Genomic DNA, 14,457 nt, shown 5'->3' on the forward strand with positions numbered 1-14,457 from the left:
GTCATTATACTCAAACACGCCAAATTGTCAAGGGTAGAGTAACACTACAGCGGTAGTTCACGAATACAGGAAGTTGTTAGGAAGGGAAGGGACCTGTTTCCCCGTTGAGGTATGTCAGGGAATACCACCGGGAAAACGGTCCCCATCATGGCCATCCACCTGTGCTTTCCTTCCATTACTTTCCGGCCGGACGGATGAATTCCATTCCACCCATGTAGGGTTGGAGCACTTTTGGAATCCGCACGCTACCGTCAGCCTGCTGATGATTTTCCAAAATGGCCGCCACCGTCCGCCCGAGGGCCAACCCCGAACCGTTCAGGGTGTGGACGAATTCCGGCTTGCTTTTCGGGTTGCGGCGAAAGCGGATGTTGGCTCGACGAGCCTGAAAATCCTCAAAGTTACTGCACGAGGAAATCTCCCTGTAGGTTCCCGAGCTGGGCAACCAGACTTCCAAATCGTATTTTTTGGCCGCGGTGAATCCCAGATCGGCCGTGCACATATTTAATACGCGGTAGGGTAGCTCCAGCAGTTGCAAGACTTTTTCCGCATCCGCCACCAATTTCTCCAGCTCCTGATAGGAATCCTCTGGGCGGACGAATTTCACCAATTCCACTTTATTGAACTGATGCAGGCGAATCAATCCGCGGGTATCCCGTCCGGCGGAACCGGCCTCCGAACGGAAGCAGGCACTGATCGCCGCATACCGGATCGGCAGCTCCTCTTCCGACAGGATTTCCCCGGCGTGAAAATTGGTAACCGGCACCTCGGCCGTAGGAATGAGGAAGTAATCCGTATCCCGTACGCCGAATGCGTCTTCTTCAAATTTGGGCAATTGACCCGTACCGGTCATGCTGTCCCTGTTCACCATATATGGCGGTATCATCTCCACGTATCCGTGTTGTTCGGTGTGCAGATCCAGCATGAAGTTGATCAGGGCCCGTTCCAGCCGGGCACCTGCCCCTTTGTAAAAGACAAAGCGAGAACCGACCACTTTGCTCGCACGCTCAAAGTCCAAGATGTCCAACGCTTGTGCAATCTCCCAATGCGGTTTCGGTTCAAAATCAAACTGGGGTAGTTCTCCCCAATGGCGGACGGGGACATTATCTTCCTCGCTGTCCCCTACCGGCACACTTTCGTGTGGCAGGTTGGGGATTGTCAACAGGATGTCCTGCAATTCCGCTTCGACTTGGCGCAGTTCCTCATCTAACCGTTTGATCTCGTCACCTACCCGCCTCATGTTCTCAATCTCGGCGGTGGCATCTTCTCCTGCTTTTTTCTTTTGGGCGATTTCCCGGGAAACCGTGTTGCGCTGGTTTTTCAACTGCTCGGTTTGTCGCAGGAGTTCCCTTCGCTTTTCGTCCAGTTGCTGAAAGGAATCAAGCCCGCTGATATCTTCTCCCCGATGTTGCAGCCTGGCTTTCACTTCATCAAACTGATTGCGCAACAGTTTCATGTCCAGCATACACGATCAACCTCCCAATCCAAAAATAAAAAACCTCCCGCCACCGAAGGGACGGAAGGTTCCGCGTTGCCACCCTTGTTGACCGAAAAGGATGGTTTCCCACCGTTTCGGCCCGCTCTCCGACGGAGTAACGTTCCGCCTGACGGAAGCGTTTCGGGCACGGAACCGTTTGACGGGTCCGCGCTTTCACGCCCTGCTCCGAGAGGGATTCCCTTCATCTGCCGGGACGGTTCGCACCACCCACCGCCTCTCTGTAACCGACAGCATGAAGGTACTCGTTCTCATCAGCGCATTTGGCCTATGTCAGATGCATTTGTCGTGGCACATCCGGCTGGTACCGGTTATGTGCGTGGAAATGGGATCCACTACCACTACCACTATCACTTTCTATCCTATTATCATCCAACATCCCGGATTTAAACCGTCGGGACTTGCAGGGATTCCTTCACCATGTCCACGAAGTAGGCGTGTACCCGTACGTCATCAGTCAGCTCAGGATGGAATGCGGCACCCAGCAGGTGACCCTGACGGGCCGCCACGATTTTCCCGTCGATCTCGGACAGTACTTCTACTCCGTCATCCACTTGTGTGATGTACGGCGCCCGGATGAACACCGCACGGAAGTTATCGGCCACCCCGCGAATGTTCAGATCGGCTTCAAAACTTTCACGCTGACGACCGAATGCATTGCGTTCAACCGCGATGTCCATCAAACCCAAATGGTGAGTGTCCGTCCCTTCGATCCGTTTGGCCAGCAGGATCAATCCGGCGCAGGTACCAAACATCGGTCTCCCTGCTTCGGCCATCCGCTTAACCGGCTCCACGAGGTCGTATTTGTGCATCAGCTTGCTGATGGTGGTGGATTCCCCGCCCGGAATGACCAAACCGTCCAGGTCGGTCAGCTGCTCAGCCCGTTTCACCGGTACCGCGTCAGCGCCAGCCATCTCCAACAGGCGCAGATGCTCACGAACGGCTCCCTGCAAAGCGAGCACCCCAATTTTCATCGTGCCATTCCTCCCATTACCAGCCGCGTTCCTGCATGCGGTCTTCTTTGGCGAGGCGGGAAATTTCGATTCCCGGCATCGCGCCGCCCAAACCTTTGGAAAGATGGGCGATCAGCTCGAAATCTTCGTAGTGCGTCGTCGCTTCCACGATCGCACGGGCATATTTTTCCGGATTCTCCGATTTAAAAATTCCCGATCCGACAAAGACGCCGTCAGCACCCAGGTGCATCATCAACGCCGCGTCCGCCGGGGTCGCCACACCGCCTGCTGCGAAGTTGACGACCGGCAGGCGGCCGGTTTCGTGCACTTGCAGTAACAGCTCATACGGTGCCCCCAGCTGTTTAGCTTCCGCCATCAGCTCGTCACGGGACATCGATTGCACCTTGCGGATCTGGCTTTGCATCATCCGCATATGGCGGACGGCTTCGACGATATTACCCGTACCGGGTTCCCCTTTGGTCCGGATCATCGAAGCACCTTCACCGATCCGGCGCAATGCTTCACCCAAATCCCGCGCTCCGCAAACGAATGGCACGGTAAATTGCGTTTTATCGATATGGTACACGTCATCCGCCGGCGTGAGCACTTCACTTTCGTCGATGTAGTCCACGCCCAGCGCTTCCAACAGACGTGCCTCCACGAAGTGTCCGATCCGAGCTTTGGCCATGACCGGAATGCTCACCGCGTTCATCACTTCTTCGATGACGGTCGGATCCGCCATCCGCGCCACGCCACCTGCGGCCCGAATATCGGCCGGGACGCGCTCCAGCGCCATGACGGCCACCGCTCCGGCGGCTTCCGCGATTTTGGCCTGTTCGGCGTTGACGACGTCCATGATGACGCCGCCTTTTTGCATTTCGGCCATGCCGCGTTTAACACGATCCGTACCTGTGATCACGTTTTTCTCAGCCATTGCTTCTCTCCCTGCCCTTCCCGCATCCCGATGGGTTCTCCATTCCATGCATGTATGCTTGATCGTTTATCGTGTTTCCACACTCAGCACATTCATTATACCAAATAACCGTGGAACTGTGAGAGACCAACCCCTGGGGTGAGTGATGATCAACCCTTCCCCACGTGGAGAGATCACTATCTAAGGCCATTTGCAACCGGGAAATCGGCTTTCACCAAGTACTGGATCAGGAAAACCAGCCACTGACTTCCTCACCGATTTTCCGGAAAAACAAATCCCACCAGCTAGCTTTTTCCACATCCTGAAGAACCCTGACGGGAATGGGATCTAGATTCTTGATTTCTTTCCCATCATACAAAATTCGCAGTGTGCCGACTACCTCTCCGGCACGAAGCGGTGCTTCCAGTTTTTTTATGTAATCCACGTGGAGCGTGTACCGGTTCTCTTGTCCTTTTTCAATTGGAATAGCAACAGGGCGATCCGTCACCAGCGGAATCTTGGGCACCACCCCGTCCGTTACCGGCACGCGCTCGTACCCCGGTATCACTTGTCCACCCGAGAGGAACGTCTTCAGGGTGAATTGGCTGAACCCGTAATCCAACAATTGCTTTGTGACCGTGAATCGGGTGCTTTCGGCAGGCGTATCCATCACAACAGTGATCAACCTCATCCCATTTTTCACGGCGGTTCCGGTGAAACAATATCCCGCGTTCCTAGTATGTCCTGTTTTCAATCCATCCACGCCCGGGTAGTAAAACCTGAGTCCCGGCAACATGAGATTCCAGTTAGTCAGACGTTGTTGGCGTGGTTCTCCTTTGCGAAACACAATACGCGGCTGGGAAATGATCTTGGTCACTTCCGGATGATCTTTCAATAACCGACGTGCCAAAAGAGCACAGTCACGTGCGGACATCACATGAGAACCCGGTACGTTGGGCGGATCAGCATAGAAATAATTGTCCAACCCCGTTGCATTGTGGAAATGCGTATGAGACATCCCTAACTCCCGGGCCTTGCGATTCATCAATCCCACAAACGCTTCTTCGCTCCCGCCGATTTTTTCGGCCAAGGCAACGGTTGCATCGTTGGCCGAATAGACCGCCATGGCCGTAAACAGCTCCAATACGGTCCGTTTTTCCCCCGGCACCAAATTCACTTGGGCTTCGTTCACACCCGCGGCGTGCTTGCTTACCGTTACCTGATCCTCCCAATGAAGTTCCCCTCGCCGAACCTTTTCCATCACGATGTATTCCACCATCATCTTGGTCATGCTGGCCGGCGGACGAGGTACATCTGCTTCTTTCTCCGCCAGCACCCGGCCAGATTGGAACTCCATCACGATGTAGGAAGCGGCGCGAACCTGAGGTGGTTTTGAAGCAGCCTGTGCCGGTACAAGAGAGGGAAGCAGACAAAAGATCAGTAGGAGTGCGGCGATTTTTCTCTGTGGAGCACTCCGAAACCAGCGACGCAAACGGGTCACCTCCGGCGACAATTGGAAAAATTGAACACAAGCATATCTCCATTTTACGTTCGTGATTGTGCGGAATCAATGACAGAAAAAAGACAAGAAAAAAGCAGGGAATCTTCCCTGCTGATACTGTCGACGTTGTAATGTAAACACTCAAAGGTCGCTTGTGGGGAAACGGCTACCCTCTTTTTTGAGGAGCGGGTCCGAATTTCCGTCGAGTGAGGAGCGGTGACGGGAAATCGGAACCCGCGAACTTTGTCAATAACCTGAGCAGGGAAGATTCCCCGCCGAATCTCACAGATGGTAGTTGGGTGCTTCTTTGGTGATCTGGATGTCGTGGGGATGGCTTTCACGCAACGATGCATTGGTGATCCGGATGAACCGTGTGTTTTCACGCAGTTCGTCCAGATTTTTCACCCCGCAATAACCCATGCCGGCCCGAAGTCCGCCGATCAGTTGATACACCGTGTCGGCCACCGGCCCTTTGTATGGCACGCGACCTTCGATGCCTTCGGGTACCAGCTTGCGTTCATTTTCCTGGAAGTAGCGGTCTTTGCTGCCCGCCTGCATCGCGCTGAGCGAACCCATGCCACGGTACACCTTAAACCGGCGCCCTTGGTAAATCTCCGATTCACCCGGGGATTCCTCGCAACCGGCGAACAGACTGCCCAGCATGACCGCATGCGCGCCTGCGGCGATCGCCTTGACAATATCGCCGGAATAACGGATCCCTCCGTCGGCAATGACCGGGACACCGTATTCGCGTGCCGCCGTGGCACAATCGTAGATGGCCGTGATCTGCGGTACGCCGATACCCGCGACGATGCGGGTGGTACAGATCGAGCCGGGACCGATCCCCACTTTGACAATGCTGGCACCAGCCTCGATCAGGTCACGGGTACCCTCGGCTGTCGCCACATTTCCAGCGATGATGACCAGATCGGGAAACATCTCCCGCAATTTGGCCACTGTCTCCAGCACACCCTTGGAATGGCCATGCGCGGTATCCACCACCAATACGTCCACTTCCGCTTCCACGAGTGCCGCCGCCCGCTTAAACGTATCCTGCGACACACCGACCGCCGCACCAGCTAATAAGCGGCCCTGATCATCCTTGGCGGCATTGGGGAACAATGTGGCTTTTTCAATATCTTTGATGGTGATAAGCCCTTTGAGCACACCGTTTTCGTCCACCAAGGGCAATTTTTCGATCTTGTGTTTTTGCAGGATGCCTTCCGCTTCTTTCAGCGTGGTGCCGACCGGCGCCGTGACCAGATTTTCCTTGGTCATCACTTCGCTGATCGGCGTGGAATAATCGTGGACGAATCGCAAATCCCGGTTGGTGATGATACCTACCAGTTTCCGCTTTTCATCCACAATCGGCACACCGGAAATCCGGTATTTCGACATCAATTCTTCCGCTTCATACACTTTGTGATCGGGATGGAGATAAAAAGGATTGGTGATGACCCCGCTCTCGGAACGCTTGACGCGATCCACTTCTTCTGCCTGTTCCTCGATTTTCATGTTTTTATGGATGATACCGATACCACCTTGCCGGGCCAACGCGATGGCCATCGGCGCTTCCGTCACCGTATCCATGCCTGCGCTGATCAACGGGATGTTCAATCGGATCTTGTCCGTCAGCTTGGTGGAAACATCCACGTCGCGCGGCAACACGTCCGTCTTGTTGGGTATCAGCAAAACGTCGTCAAACGTGAGACCTTCCTTGGCAAATTTGTCATCCCACATGGGTGCATCCGATCCCCTTTTTTGTTTATTTCCGAATGATAGTTTGTGCAAGTGTAACAAACACTTAATCGGTCCGTCAAGACAAAACCCGCGATTTTCATGGAGTTGTGCAAGGTCGAATTTTCTAAATAAAGCATGGCTTTCCACGAACCGGGCAGACTAACGAAACCCTGACATTCGAGGTGTATCCCAGTGATCCATCCGACGGAGGAAGCCGTCTGGTCGCTGTTTTTGCGGTTGGAAAACGAACCGGCGGCCAAGCGTTTTTTGACTGAACGCTATCGGGAACAGGGAGTAGAAAATGCAGAAAGGGCGGCATATCTCAGTTCCCAACCGTTCCGCTATTACCTCAAACTGGGCCGGGAGACCATCCACTCCATACGGACATGTGACCCGCTGATTCAGCCACTTCCTGCCTACTATGGCATGATGCATTTGATGAAGGCGCTCATCCTTTCACGGACGCCTGATTATCCCCAAAACACATCTGTCCTGCGGCATGGCCTCTCCACACGCAAACGGAAAAAAAGCCTGTTCCGCTTTCGGGACGAAGAGGTGCGTGTGCAAAAGGAGGGATTGTTCCCACTTTTGCTTGGCCTGTTTGGGATATGGGGACTGGAGGGCGAAGTGTTGTTCCTGAAGGAATTGTGGGGATTGATTCCGGAATTGCAGGAAACGTACCAGTTTCTTTATGGGCGCACTACGCTCTATCCGATCGTCTGTCACGAAGAAGATGTTACAACTCCTTTTTCCTATTCGGTTTCCGAAAAATTGCTCGATGCATTGCATTTGACGCCTGCCGGCTGGATTCGACGCTTGAACGGACCAATGACAGAGGGGAATCATACAATCACCCTCTTATCCGTCGACAACGGCCGCGTATTCTTTCAACTGCAATCCGATCCTGACAAACCGATCCGGTTGGAAGGGATTCACCCCTGGTTTCGCACTTCCCTGGCGAGTCAATCTTTCGTCTATACAGGGGAAAACGCTGTATGCGGTCTCCTCCCCGAGCTGTTGGTCCACTATGCGATTCTGTTTGCGCTCAGTATGCTCTGCCGCTATGAAACACCATTGTGGGCGGAGATGAATCTCGAAGGTACGGCAGATGAGACGGCGTTAATTCGCTCGTTTTTGCTTTTGGTACAAGTCAAGACGCCGCTGTTGGTATGGGAAGCCCTGTGGGGCCGGAACGGATGTTTCCACAATTCCTCCACTGGTTGTGGATAACTCTGTGGATAACTTGTGGGAATCCCCCGCTCGAAGAAGACCCATCCGAAAAGTTGTCGATGATTGGATAGGCCATAACCATACATCCCCAACAACACCTGTATAAAATTCTTTCTCTTCCATATTTTCCGTTCATGTTATAATCAAGGTTGTATAGACCGAAAAATCTTAAGATCCTTCTTAAAAGGAAAGGTTGGGAAAACGTGTTTGGGAAAGTGGCGGCCGACGTATTGGGATTGACTGATATCGGGTCCGTGATCTATCCAAAGGATTACGACAAGGTGGACGCCGATGATTATTTGATGCATGAAGACGCACGGTACCAGTGCGACCAGCAAAAAACGGGTGCTCCGCCGCTATGATTACGTGACGCACAAAATCTCCAATGTCGTGCTTGAAACCGCCGGTACGGTAGACTTAGACGTGGAAATCAAATTCCACATCGGTTCCCAGCACTACTCCATCGACGTACATAAAAAGCATCTGGAAGAGTTGAATGATTTGTACAAAGCGCTCATCAAAATCGCCGAAATCACGCACGAAAATGAAGTGATGCTGTCTTACGCCAAACAAAGCCTGGAGCTGGCTTCCCAAACGCTGAGCCGGGTGGCGAGCACGGAAAGCGGATTGGTCCATCAGTTTAAAGCGTTGAACCAGGCTTCCTTCCAATGGCTGGTGGACACCACCAAGCAATATCGCATCAAGGATTTCGGTTTTGTCTTTGAGCGCTATATCAATAACTAACCTGATGTCAACAAAAAGGAGGCCTCCCTTTGATGGGAGGCCACGTTTGTTCTACTCACTCGTCTCTTCTCCGTTTTCCTCTTCCTTGTGAACCGGTGCAACGGTGGCCACTTCCTCGCCCTCTTTCAGGTGAATCAGCTTAACGCCCTGAGCATATCGTCCCTGTGTGGAGATACCCGCGATTTTCTGCCGGTTCACGACACCACCGGTGGTGACGATCATGAGATCCTCTTCCGGCGATACCACTTTGTGTCCGATGACAAATCCCTTCCGCTTGTTCAGGCTGAGCGTCTTGATCCCTTTGCCGCCACGGGATTGTACGCGATATTCCTCCAGAGGAGTCCGTTTGCCATACCCTTTGGAAGTGACGATCATCACGTCCAATCCATCCGTGGCGATATCCATATCGATCACTTCGTCCCCCTCGGCCAGGGTGATCCCTTTCACTCCGGTGGCCGCCCGGCCCATTTCCCTGACTTCTTGTTCGGGGAAGCGGATGGCCATACCATGCTTGGTTCCCAGCACGACTTCCTGGTTGCCATCGGTCAGGTGTACGCCGACCAACTCGTCACCTTCACGTAAGTTAATGGCGAACAAGCCGTTTCGCCGTATGTTCTCAAACTCCTGCAATGCCGTCTTTTTCACGACACCGTGCCGGGTGGCAAAGAAGAGGAATTTGTCTTGAGCGAACTCCTTGACCGGGATGACCGCATGGATGTATTCATCCTGATCGATCTGGATCAGGTTGATGATCGGCGTTCCCCGAGCCGTCCGCCCCAGCTCCGGCACTTCATACGCTTTGAGCCGATAGACTTTCCCCTTGTTGGAGAAGAACAAGAGTTGGTTGTGTGAATGAGTGACGAACAGGTGTTGGACAAAGTCGTCCTCCCGCGTGCCCATGCCAGTGATGCCGCGCCCGCCACGCTTTTGCGCTCGGTAGGTGGATAGCGGCATCCGTTTGATATACCCGCGATGAGTGAGCAGGATTGCCACCTCTTCTTCCGGAATCAGGTCTTCTTCATCGATCTCGTCCGCTTTGGCACGAATCCGCGTCCGCCGGTCGTCCCCGTATTTCTCACGGATTTCCAGCAATTCCTCGCGTACCACTCCGCGAATTTTGTCTTCGCTGGACAAGATGTCGCGTAAGTGGGCGATCAATTTTTGCAGTTCTTGGTACTCGTCTTCGATTTTCTCCCGCTCTAATCCGGTCAAACGTTGCAGGCGCATGTCCAGGATCGCCTGTGCCTGCTTCTCGGACAAACCGAATCGTCCCATCAGCCCGTCGCGCGCTTCCTGCGCGGTACGCGAGCCGCGAATCAGGGCGATTACTTCATCGATGTGATCCAGCGCGATGCGCAACCCTTCGAGGATATGGGCCCGCTCTTCCGCTTTGCGCAGATCGTACGCTGTACGGCGACGGATCACCTCAATCTGATGCTCCAGATAGTGATGGAGCAGCTGCTTCAGATTGAGAATTCGCGGCTGGCCGTCCACCAAGGCCAGCATGATCACACCGAAGCTGGTTTGCAAGGCCGTGTGTTTGAACAAGTTGTTCAAGATGATTTGCGGGTTGACATCCCGGCGCAATTCGATGACGACACGCATGCCGTTGCGGTCTGATTCATCGCGCAGGTCGGTGATGCCTTCGATCTTTTTGTCCCGCACCAGCTCGGCGATTTTCTCCACCAATTTCGCCTTGTTCACCTGATACGGCAACTCTTCAACCACGATGCGCATCTTGCCGTTGTTGGCTTCCTCGATCCGCGTTTTGGCCCGGATCTGGATGCTGCCCCGGCCGGTTCGGTATGCCTTCTTGATGCCGTCCTTGCCCATGATGATACCGCCGGTGGGAAAGTCCGGTCCTTTGATCTTTTTCATCAAATCATCGATCGCCACATCGGGGTTGTCGATCATCAGGATTAAGCCGTCAATCGCTTCCCGCAGGTTGTGTGGGGGGATGTTGGTGGCCATCCCGACGGCGATGCCCGATGCCCCGTTGACCAGCAGGTTGGGAAAACGGGCGGGCAACACCAGCGGTTCTTCCTGTTGACCGTCATAGTTGGGACCGAAGTCGATCGTGTCTTTGTGGATGTCCCTCAGCAACTCCAAGGTGATCGGCGCCATCCGGGCTTCGGTGTACCGCATCGCGGCGGGCGCGTCCCCGTCAACGGAACCGAAGTTACCGTGACCGTCCACCAGCATGTAGCGGTAGGAGAAATCCTGTGCCATCCGAACCATCGCGTCGTACACGGCCGCATCGCCGTGCGGGTGGAACTGAGCAGTTACGTTCCCGACGACGCGGGACGATTTTTTGTACGGTTTATCCGGCGTCATACCCAAGTCAAACATGGTATAGAGAATCCGGCGGTGCACCGGCTTTAATCCGTCCCGGACGTCCGGCAGGGCCCGGCTGACGATGACGCTCATCGCATAGTCCAAAAACGAGTTGCGCATCTCCTGGCTAATATTCACTTCGTGTATGCGCTCGGTTCCCTCAGGCATATCTCTATTCCCTCCGATTCAAGCCGCATCAGATATCCAGGTTGCGCACCTGTTTGGCGTATTCCTGGATGAATTCGCGGCGCGGCTCTACTTTGTCCCCCATCAGCGTTTCAAAGACCGTATCCGCATCCATCGCATCTTCCAGCGACACTTTGAGCAGGGTACGGCTTTCGGGGTCCATTGTCGTCTCCCAAAGCTGGGTGGCATTCATTTCACCCAACCCTTTGTACCGTTGAATTTCGATTTTGCCCTTGCCTTCCATCTCACGAACCACTTGCTCTTTTTCCCGGTCGTTGTAGGCATAGCGAATCGTTTTGCCCTGTGTGATTTTGTACAGGGGCGGCTGAGCGATATAAACGTAGCCCGCCTCGATGAGCGGTCGCATGTAGCGATAGAAGAATGTCAAGAGCAGGGTACGGATGTGCGCTCCGTCCACGTCGGCGTCCGTCATGATGATGATCTTGTGATACCGTGCCTTCTCCAACTGAAAATCCTCGCCGATGCCCGTGCCCAACGCCGTGATGATCGTACGGATTTCTTCGTTGGACAAGGCTTTATCGAGGCGCGCCTTTTCCACGTTGAGGATTTTCCCGCGCAAAGGCAAAATCGCTTGGAACATGCGGTCGCGTCCTTGCTTGGCGGTACCGCCTGCGGAATCCCCCTCTACCAGATACAACTCGCTGATGGAAGCGTCCCGAGACGTGCAATCGGCCAGTTTCCCCGGCAGGGAACTCACTTCCAACGCATTTTTGCGCCGGGTCAACTCGCGCGCCTTCCGGGCGGCTTCCCGTGCTCGGGCGGCCATCACCGCTTTGTTGATGATCTTTTTCGCTTCGGCCGGGTGCTCATCCAGATACATCCCGAAATGCTCAGCAAACAGGGTTTCCGTTATTGTCCGAGCTTCGCTGTTGCCCAGTTTGGTTTTGGTTTGTCCCTCAAATTGCGGATCGGGGATTTTTACGCTGACGATGGCGGTCAGGCCTTCGCGCACGTCATCCCCGGTCAGGTTGCTGTCGTTGTCTTTGAGCAGATTGTTCCGCCGGGCGTAATCGTTGATCACGCGAGTGAGCGCCGATTTGAAACCGGCCTCGTGCGTTCCGCCCTCATGCGTGTGAATGTTGTTGGCAAACGAATAGATGTTGGATGCATAGGAATCGTTGTATTGCAGGGCGATCTGCACCTCGAGGCCTTCCTTTTGACCTTCGATGTAAATCGGAGGTTGATGCAACACTTCCCGGTTGCGGTTCAAATGCTCGACAAACTGAATGATCCCCCCGTCGTATTTAAACGTCTCGACCTTGCCCTCTCCTCGTTCATCCCGCAGGGTGATCTTTACGCCGCGGTTCAAAAACGCCAGCTCGCGCAACCGTTTCTGCAGAATGTCGTAATCATAGACGGTGGTCTCGGTGAAGATTTCCGGATCGGGTTTGAACGTGATGCGGGTTCCGGTTTCATTGGTTTCTCCGATGACCTCCAGGTCGAATTCCGGCACACCGCGGCGGTAACGCTGTCGGTGCACTTTGCCGTCCCGTTTGACGATCACTTCCAGCCATTCAGACAAGGCGTTGACGACAGAAACACCCACCCCGTGCAATCCGCCGGAGATTTTGTACCCATCGCCGCCGAATTTGCCGCCGGCGTGCAAGACGGTCATCACCACTTCCACCGCCGGTCTTCCCATTTTGGGATGGATCCCGACCGGGATCCCGCTGCCGTTGTCATCCACGGTGACGCTGTTGTCTTCGTTCACCGTCACTTCGATCGTATCGCATCGTCCGGCCAACGCTTCGTCGATACTGTTGTCCACCACTTCCCACACCAGGTGATGCAACCCACGGCTGCTGGTGGAGCCAATGTACATACCCGGACGTTTGCGAACGGCTTCCAAGCCTTCAAGTACCTGAATCTGTGTCTCGTCATAGTTGGTTTTTTGTGCTGACACCAACTTCACCTACTCTCTCCTATGTGAAAACTTGCCGTCGGTTTGCGAAAAATTCAAGTTGATCGATGAGAACCGTTTCGGGGCGGTTGTGCCCGTTTCATCAGCGTGGTCGATGAGATCGGCGACGGATAGATCGCCTCTTTCGTCACCACGTAGGATTTGACCTCTTCATGCGAAATGGTTTCCATTCGCCCACTTGCCTGTGCCGCCTCCAAAAATGGCGTAAGCGAATGGGGTGCTCGGCGCGTTCCCGCATCTAATATGACCACCACCTCGGTGGAACGAATCATCTTGTTGCCACCCAAGTGAATATACAACCCGAATCACCTCCATTCGGAAAGGGTCCCCTGCTTGACCGCGTACACTTGCGCCCGTGCCAACGTGTCGGAACCGATTCCTTCCAAACCCGTCGCGGTGACAAATGTCTGTACCTTTCCACGGATCGCCTCCAACAGGTGCGTTTTGCGGTTATCGTCCAATTCGGACAGGACATCATCCAAAAGAAGAATGGGATAATGACCAGTTTCCTGTCGAATCAGTTCAATCTCCGCCAGTTTGAGCGAAAGCGCGGCCGTTCGCTGTTGTCCTTGTGAACCATATGTATGAAGGTCCGTTTCACCGACCGCAAGTTGCAGATCGTCCCGATGCGGTCCGATCGATGTGCTGCCTCTGGCGATTTCTTTTTCACGCACCTTTTCCAACTGACGAACCAAACGTTCGGCCAGCATGGGTTCCTCCTCTTCAGACTCGACGGGAATGGAGGGACAATACCGGAGTTGCAGCCGTTCCTGTCCTTGGGTGATGGCCTGGTGAATCTCTTCAGCCCAAACGGCCAACCGCCCGATGAACGTGGCCCGCTTCTTCCATATGACGGCAGCAGCTTGTGCGAGCTGATGGTCCAACACTTCCAACAGCGGGAGTTGACGTCGGTTGCGGAACAATTCTTTAAGCAGATGGTTCCGCTGGACCATCAATTTGTTGTATTGCGACAGGTGATGAACATAGGCGGGGCTGACCTGGCCGATTTCCATGTCCAAAAACCGGCGGCGGACCTGCGGGCTTCCTTTGACCAACGCCAAATCTTCCGGTGCAAACAGCACTGCTGTCAATGTACCGATGTACTCGGACAGCCGGCGCTGCTCCACCCCGTTTCGACTCACCTTTTTCCCCTGTTCCGTCAAGCGAATTTCCAGCCGCTGCATTCCTTCACCGCGCATGACGTGCGCATTCAGTTGGGCAAACGATTGCCCCCACTGGATCAATTCCTTGTGGGAACGCGCGCGGTGCGACTTGCCCAAGGCCAGTACGTAAAGGGATTCCAAGATGTTGGTTTTCCCCTGTGCGTTGGGACCGATGAAGAGGTGGAGTTCCCCCGGACACGTCAAGTCGAGGTGGTCGATGTTACGATAATGGCGCAGTTCCAAACGTTGTACGCGCAAA

The 14,457-nt window shown here is 54.2% G+C and carries 10 protein-coding genes, 1 pseudogene and 1 other annotated feature; of the genes and pseudogenes, 2 read left to right on the plus strand and 9 right to left on the minus strand.

The annotated features are described in order from the left end of the window. Window positions 1–175: 175 nt before the first annotated feature. The 5 genes from serS to guaB form a co-directional block, all read right to left on the minus strand. Complete coding sequence (gene serS / locus NWF35_RS01130) at window positions 176–1,462, minus strand: serine--tRNA ligase (protein ID WP_301237263.1); 1,287 nt, start codon at window positions 1,460–1,462, stop codon at window positions 176–178. Between the two features lie 44 nt (window positions 1,463–1,506). After that, window positions 1,507–1,759, minus strand: a binding site (T-box leader). A gap of 119 nt (window positions 1,760–1,878) precedes the next feature. Next, the gene (gene pdxT, locus NWF35_RS01135; protein WP_301237264.1) at window positions 1,879–2,466 is read right to left on the minus strand and encodes a pyridoxal 5'-phosphate synthase glutaminase subunit PdxT; all 588 of its coding nucleotides are present in this window, start codon (window positions 2,464–2,466) and stop codon (window positions 1,879–1,881) included. A 16-nt stretch (window positions 2,467–2,482) separates the two neighbouring features. Beyond that, window positions 2,483–3,379, minus strand: a complete 897-nt coding sequence (pdxS, locus tag NWF35_RS01140) for a pyridoxal 5'-phosphate synthase lyase subunit PdxS (RefSeq protein WP_301237265.1) — start codon at window positions 3,377–3,379, stop codon at window positions 2,483–2,485. 226 nt (window positions 3,380–3,605) lie between these two features. Beyond that, on the minus strand, window positions 3,606–4,850 hold the full coding sequence (locus tag NWF35_RS01145; protein WP_301237266.1) for a D-alanyl-D-alanine carboxypeptidase family protein: 1,245 nt from the start codon (window positions 4,848–4,850) through the stop codon (window positions 3,606–3,608). 291 nt (window positions 4,851–5,141) lie between these two features. Beyond that, window positions 5,142–6,599 carry an IMP dehydrogenase gene (gene guaB / locus NWF35_RS01150; protein WP_301237267.1) on the minus strand — a complete coding sequence of 486 codons (1,458 nt, stop codon included), beginning with the start codon at window positions 6,597–6,599 and terminating at the stop codon, window positions 5,142–5,144. A gap of 192 nt (window positions 6,600–6,791) precedes the next feature. Between guaB and NWF35_RS01155 the strand changes: the two genes are divergently transcribed. Then, on the plus strand, window positions 6,792–7,829 hold the full coding sequence (locus NWF35_RS01155; protein WP_301237268.1) for a YaaC family protein: 1,038 nt from the start codon (window positions 6,792–6,794) through the stop codon (window positions 7,827–7,829). Window positions 7,830–8,032: 203 nt separating this feature from the next. After that, a pseudogene (locus NWF35_RS01160) lies at window positions 8,033–8,573 on the plus strand (YvbH-like oligomerization domain-containing protein). 51 nt (window positions 8,574–8,624) lie between these two features. Here the strand turns inward: NWF35_RS01160 and gyrA are convergent. From gyrA to recF, 4 genes are read right to left on the minus strand one after another with little or no spacing between them, the layout of a single operon-like run. Then, entirely contained in the window at window positions 8,625–11,075 is a 2,451-nt protein-coding gene (gene gyrA / locus NWF35_RS01165; RefSeq protein ID WP_301237269.1) for a DNA gyrase subunit A, read from the minus strand. A gap of 28 nt (window positions 11,076–11,103) precedes the next feature. Beyond that, window positions 11,104–13,017 carry a DNA topoisomerase (ATP-hydrolyzing) subunit B gene (gyrB, locus tag NWF35_RS01170; protein WP_301237336.1) on the minus strand — a complete coding sequence of 638 codons (1,914 nt, stop codon included), beginning with the start codon at window positions 13,015–13,017 and terminating at the stop codon, window positions 11,104–11,106. 53 nt (window positions 13,018–13,070) lie between these two features. Then, a complete protein-coding gene (gene remB, locus NWF35_RS01175) occupies window positions 13,071–13,334 on the minus strand; it encodes an extracellular matrix regulator RemB (protein WP_301237270.1) in 264 nt (87 codons plus the stop codon). Window positions 13,335–13,340: 6 nt separating this feature from the next. After that, window positions 13,341–14,456, minus strand: coding sequence for a DNA replication/repair protein RecF (gene recF / locus NWF35_RS01180; RefSeq protein ID WP_301237271.1), 1,116 nt, complete (start codon window positions 14,454–14,456; stop codon window positions 13,341–13,343). Window position 14,457 lies beyond the last annotated feature (1 nt).

It is taken from the genome of Polycladomyces subterraneus (assembly GCF_030433435.1).
Lineage (GTDB): Bacteria > Bacillota > Bacilli > Thermoactinomycetales > JIR-001 > Polycladomyces > Polycladomyces subterraneus.

Excerpts from the sequence above, each read along its gene's own strand:
- serS (WP_301237263.1), bottom strand. The coding sequence starts at position 1,462 with ATGCTGGACATGAAACTGTTGCGCAATCAGTTTGATGAAGTGAAAGCC.
- pdxT (WP_301237264.1), bottom strand. The coding sequence starts at position 2,466 with ATGAAAATTGGGGTGCTCGCTTTGCAGGGAGCCGTTCGTGAGCATCTG.
- pdxS (WP_301237265.1), bottom strand. The coding sequence starts at position 3,379 with ATGGCTGAGAAAAACGTGATCACAGGTACGGATCGTGTTAAACGCGGC.
- guaB (WP_301237267.1), bottom strand. The coding sequence starts at position 6,599 with ATGTGGGATGACAAATTTGCCAAGGAAGGTCTCACGTTTGACGACGTT.
- gyrA (WP_301237269.1), bottom strand. The coding sequence starts at position 11,075 with ATGCCTGAGGGAACCGAGCGCATACACGAAGTGAATATTAGCCAGGAG.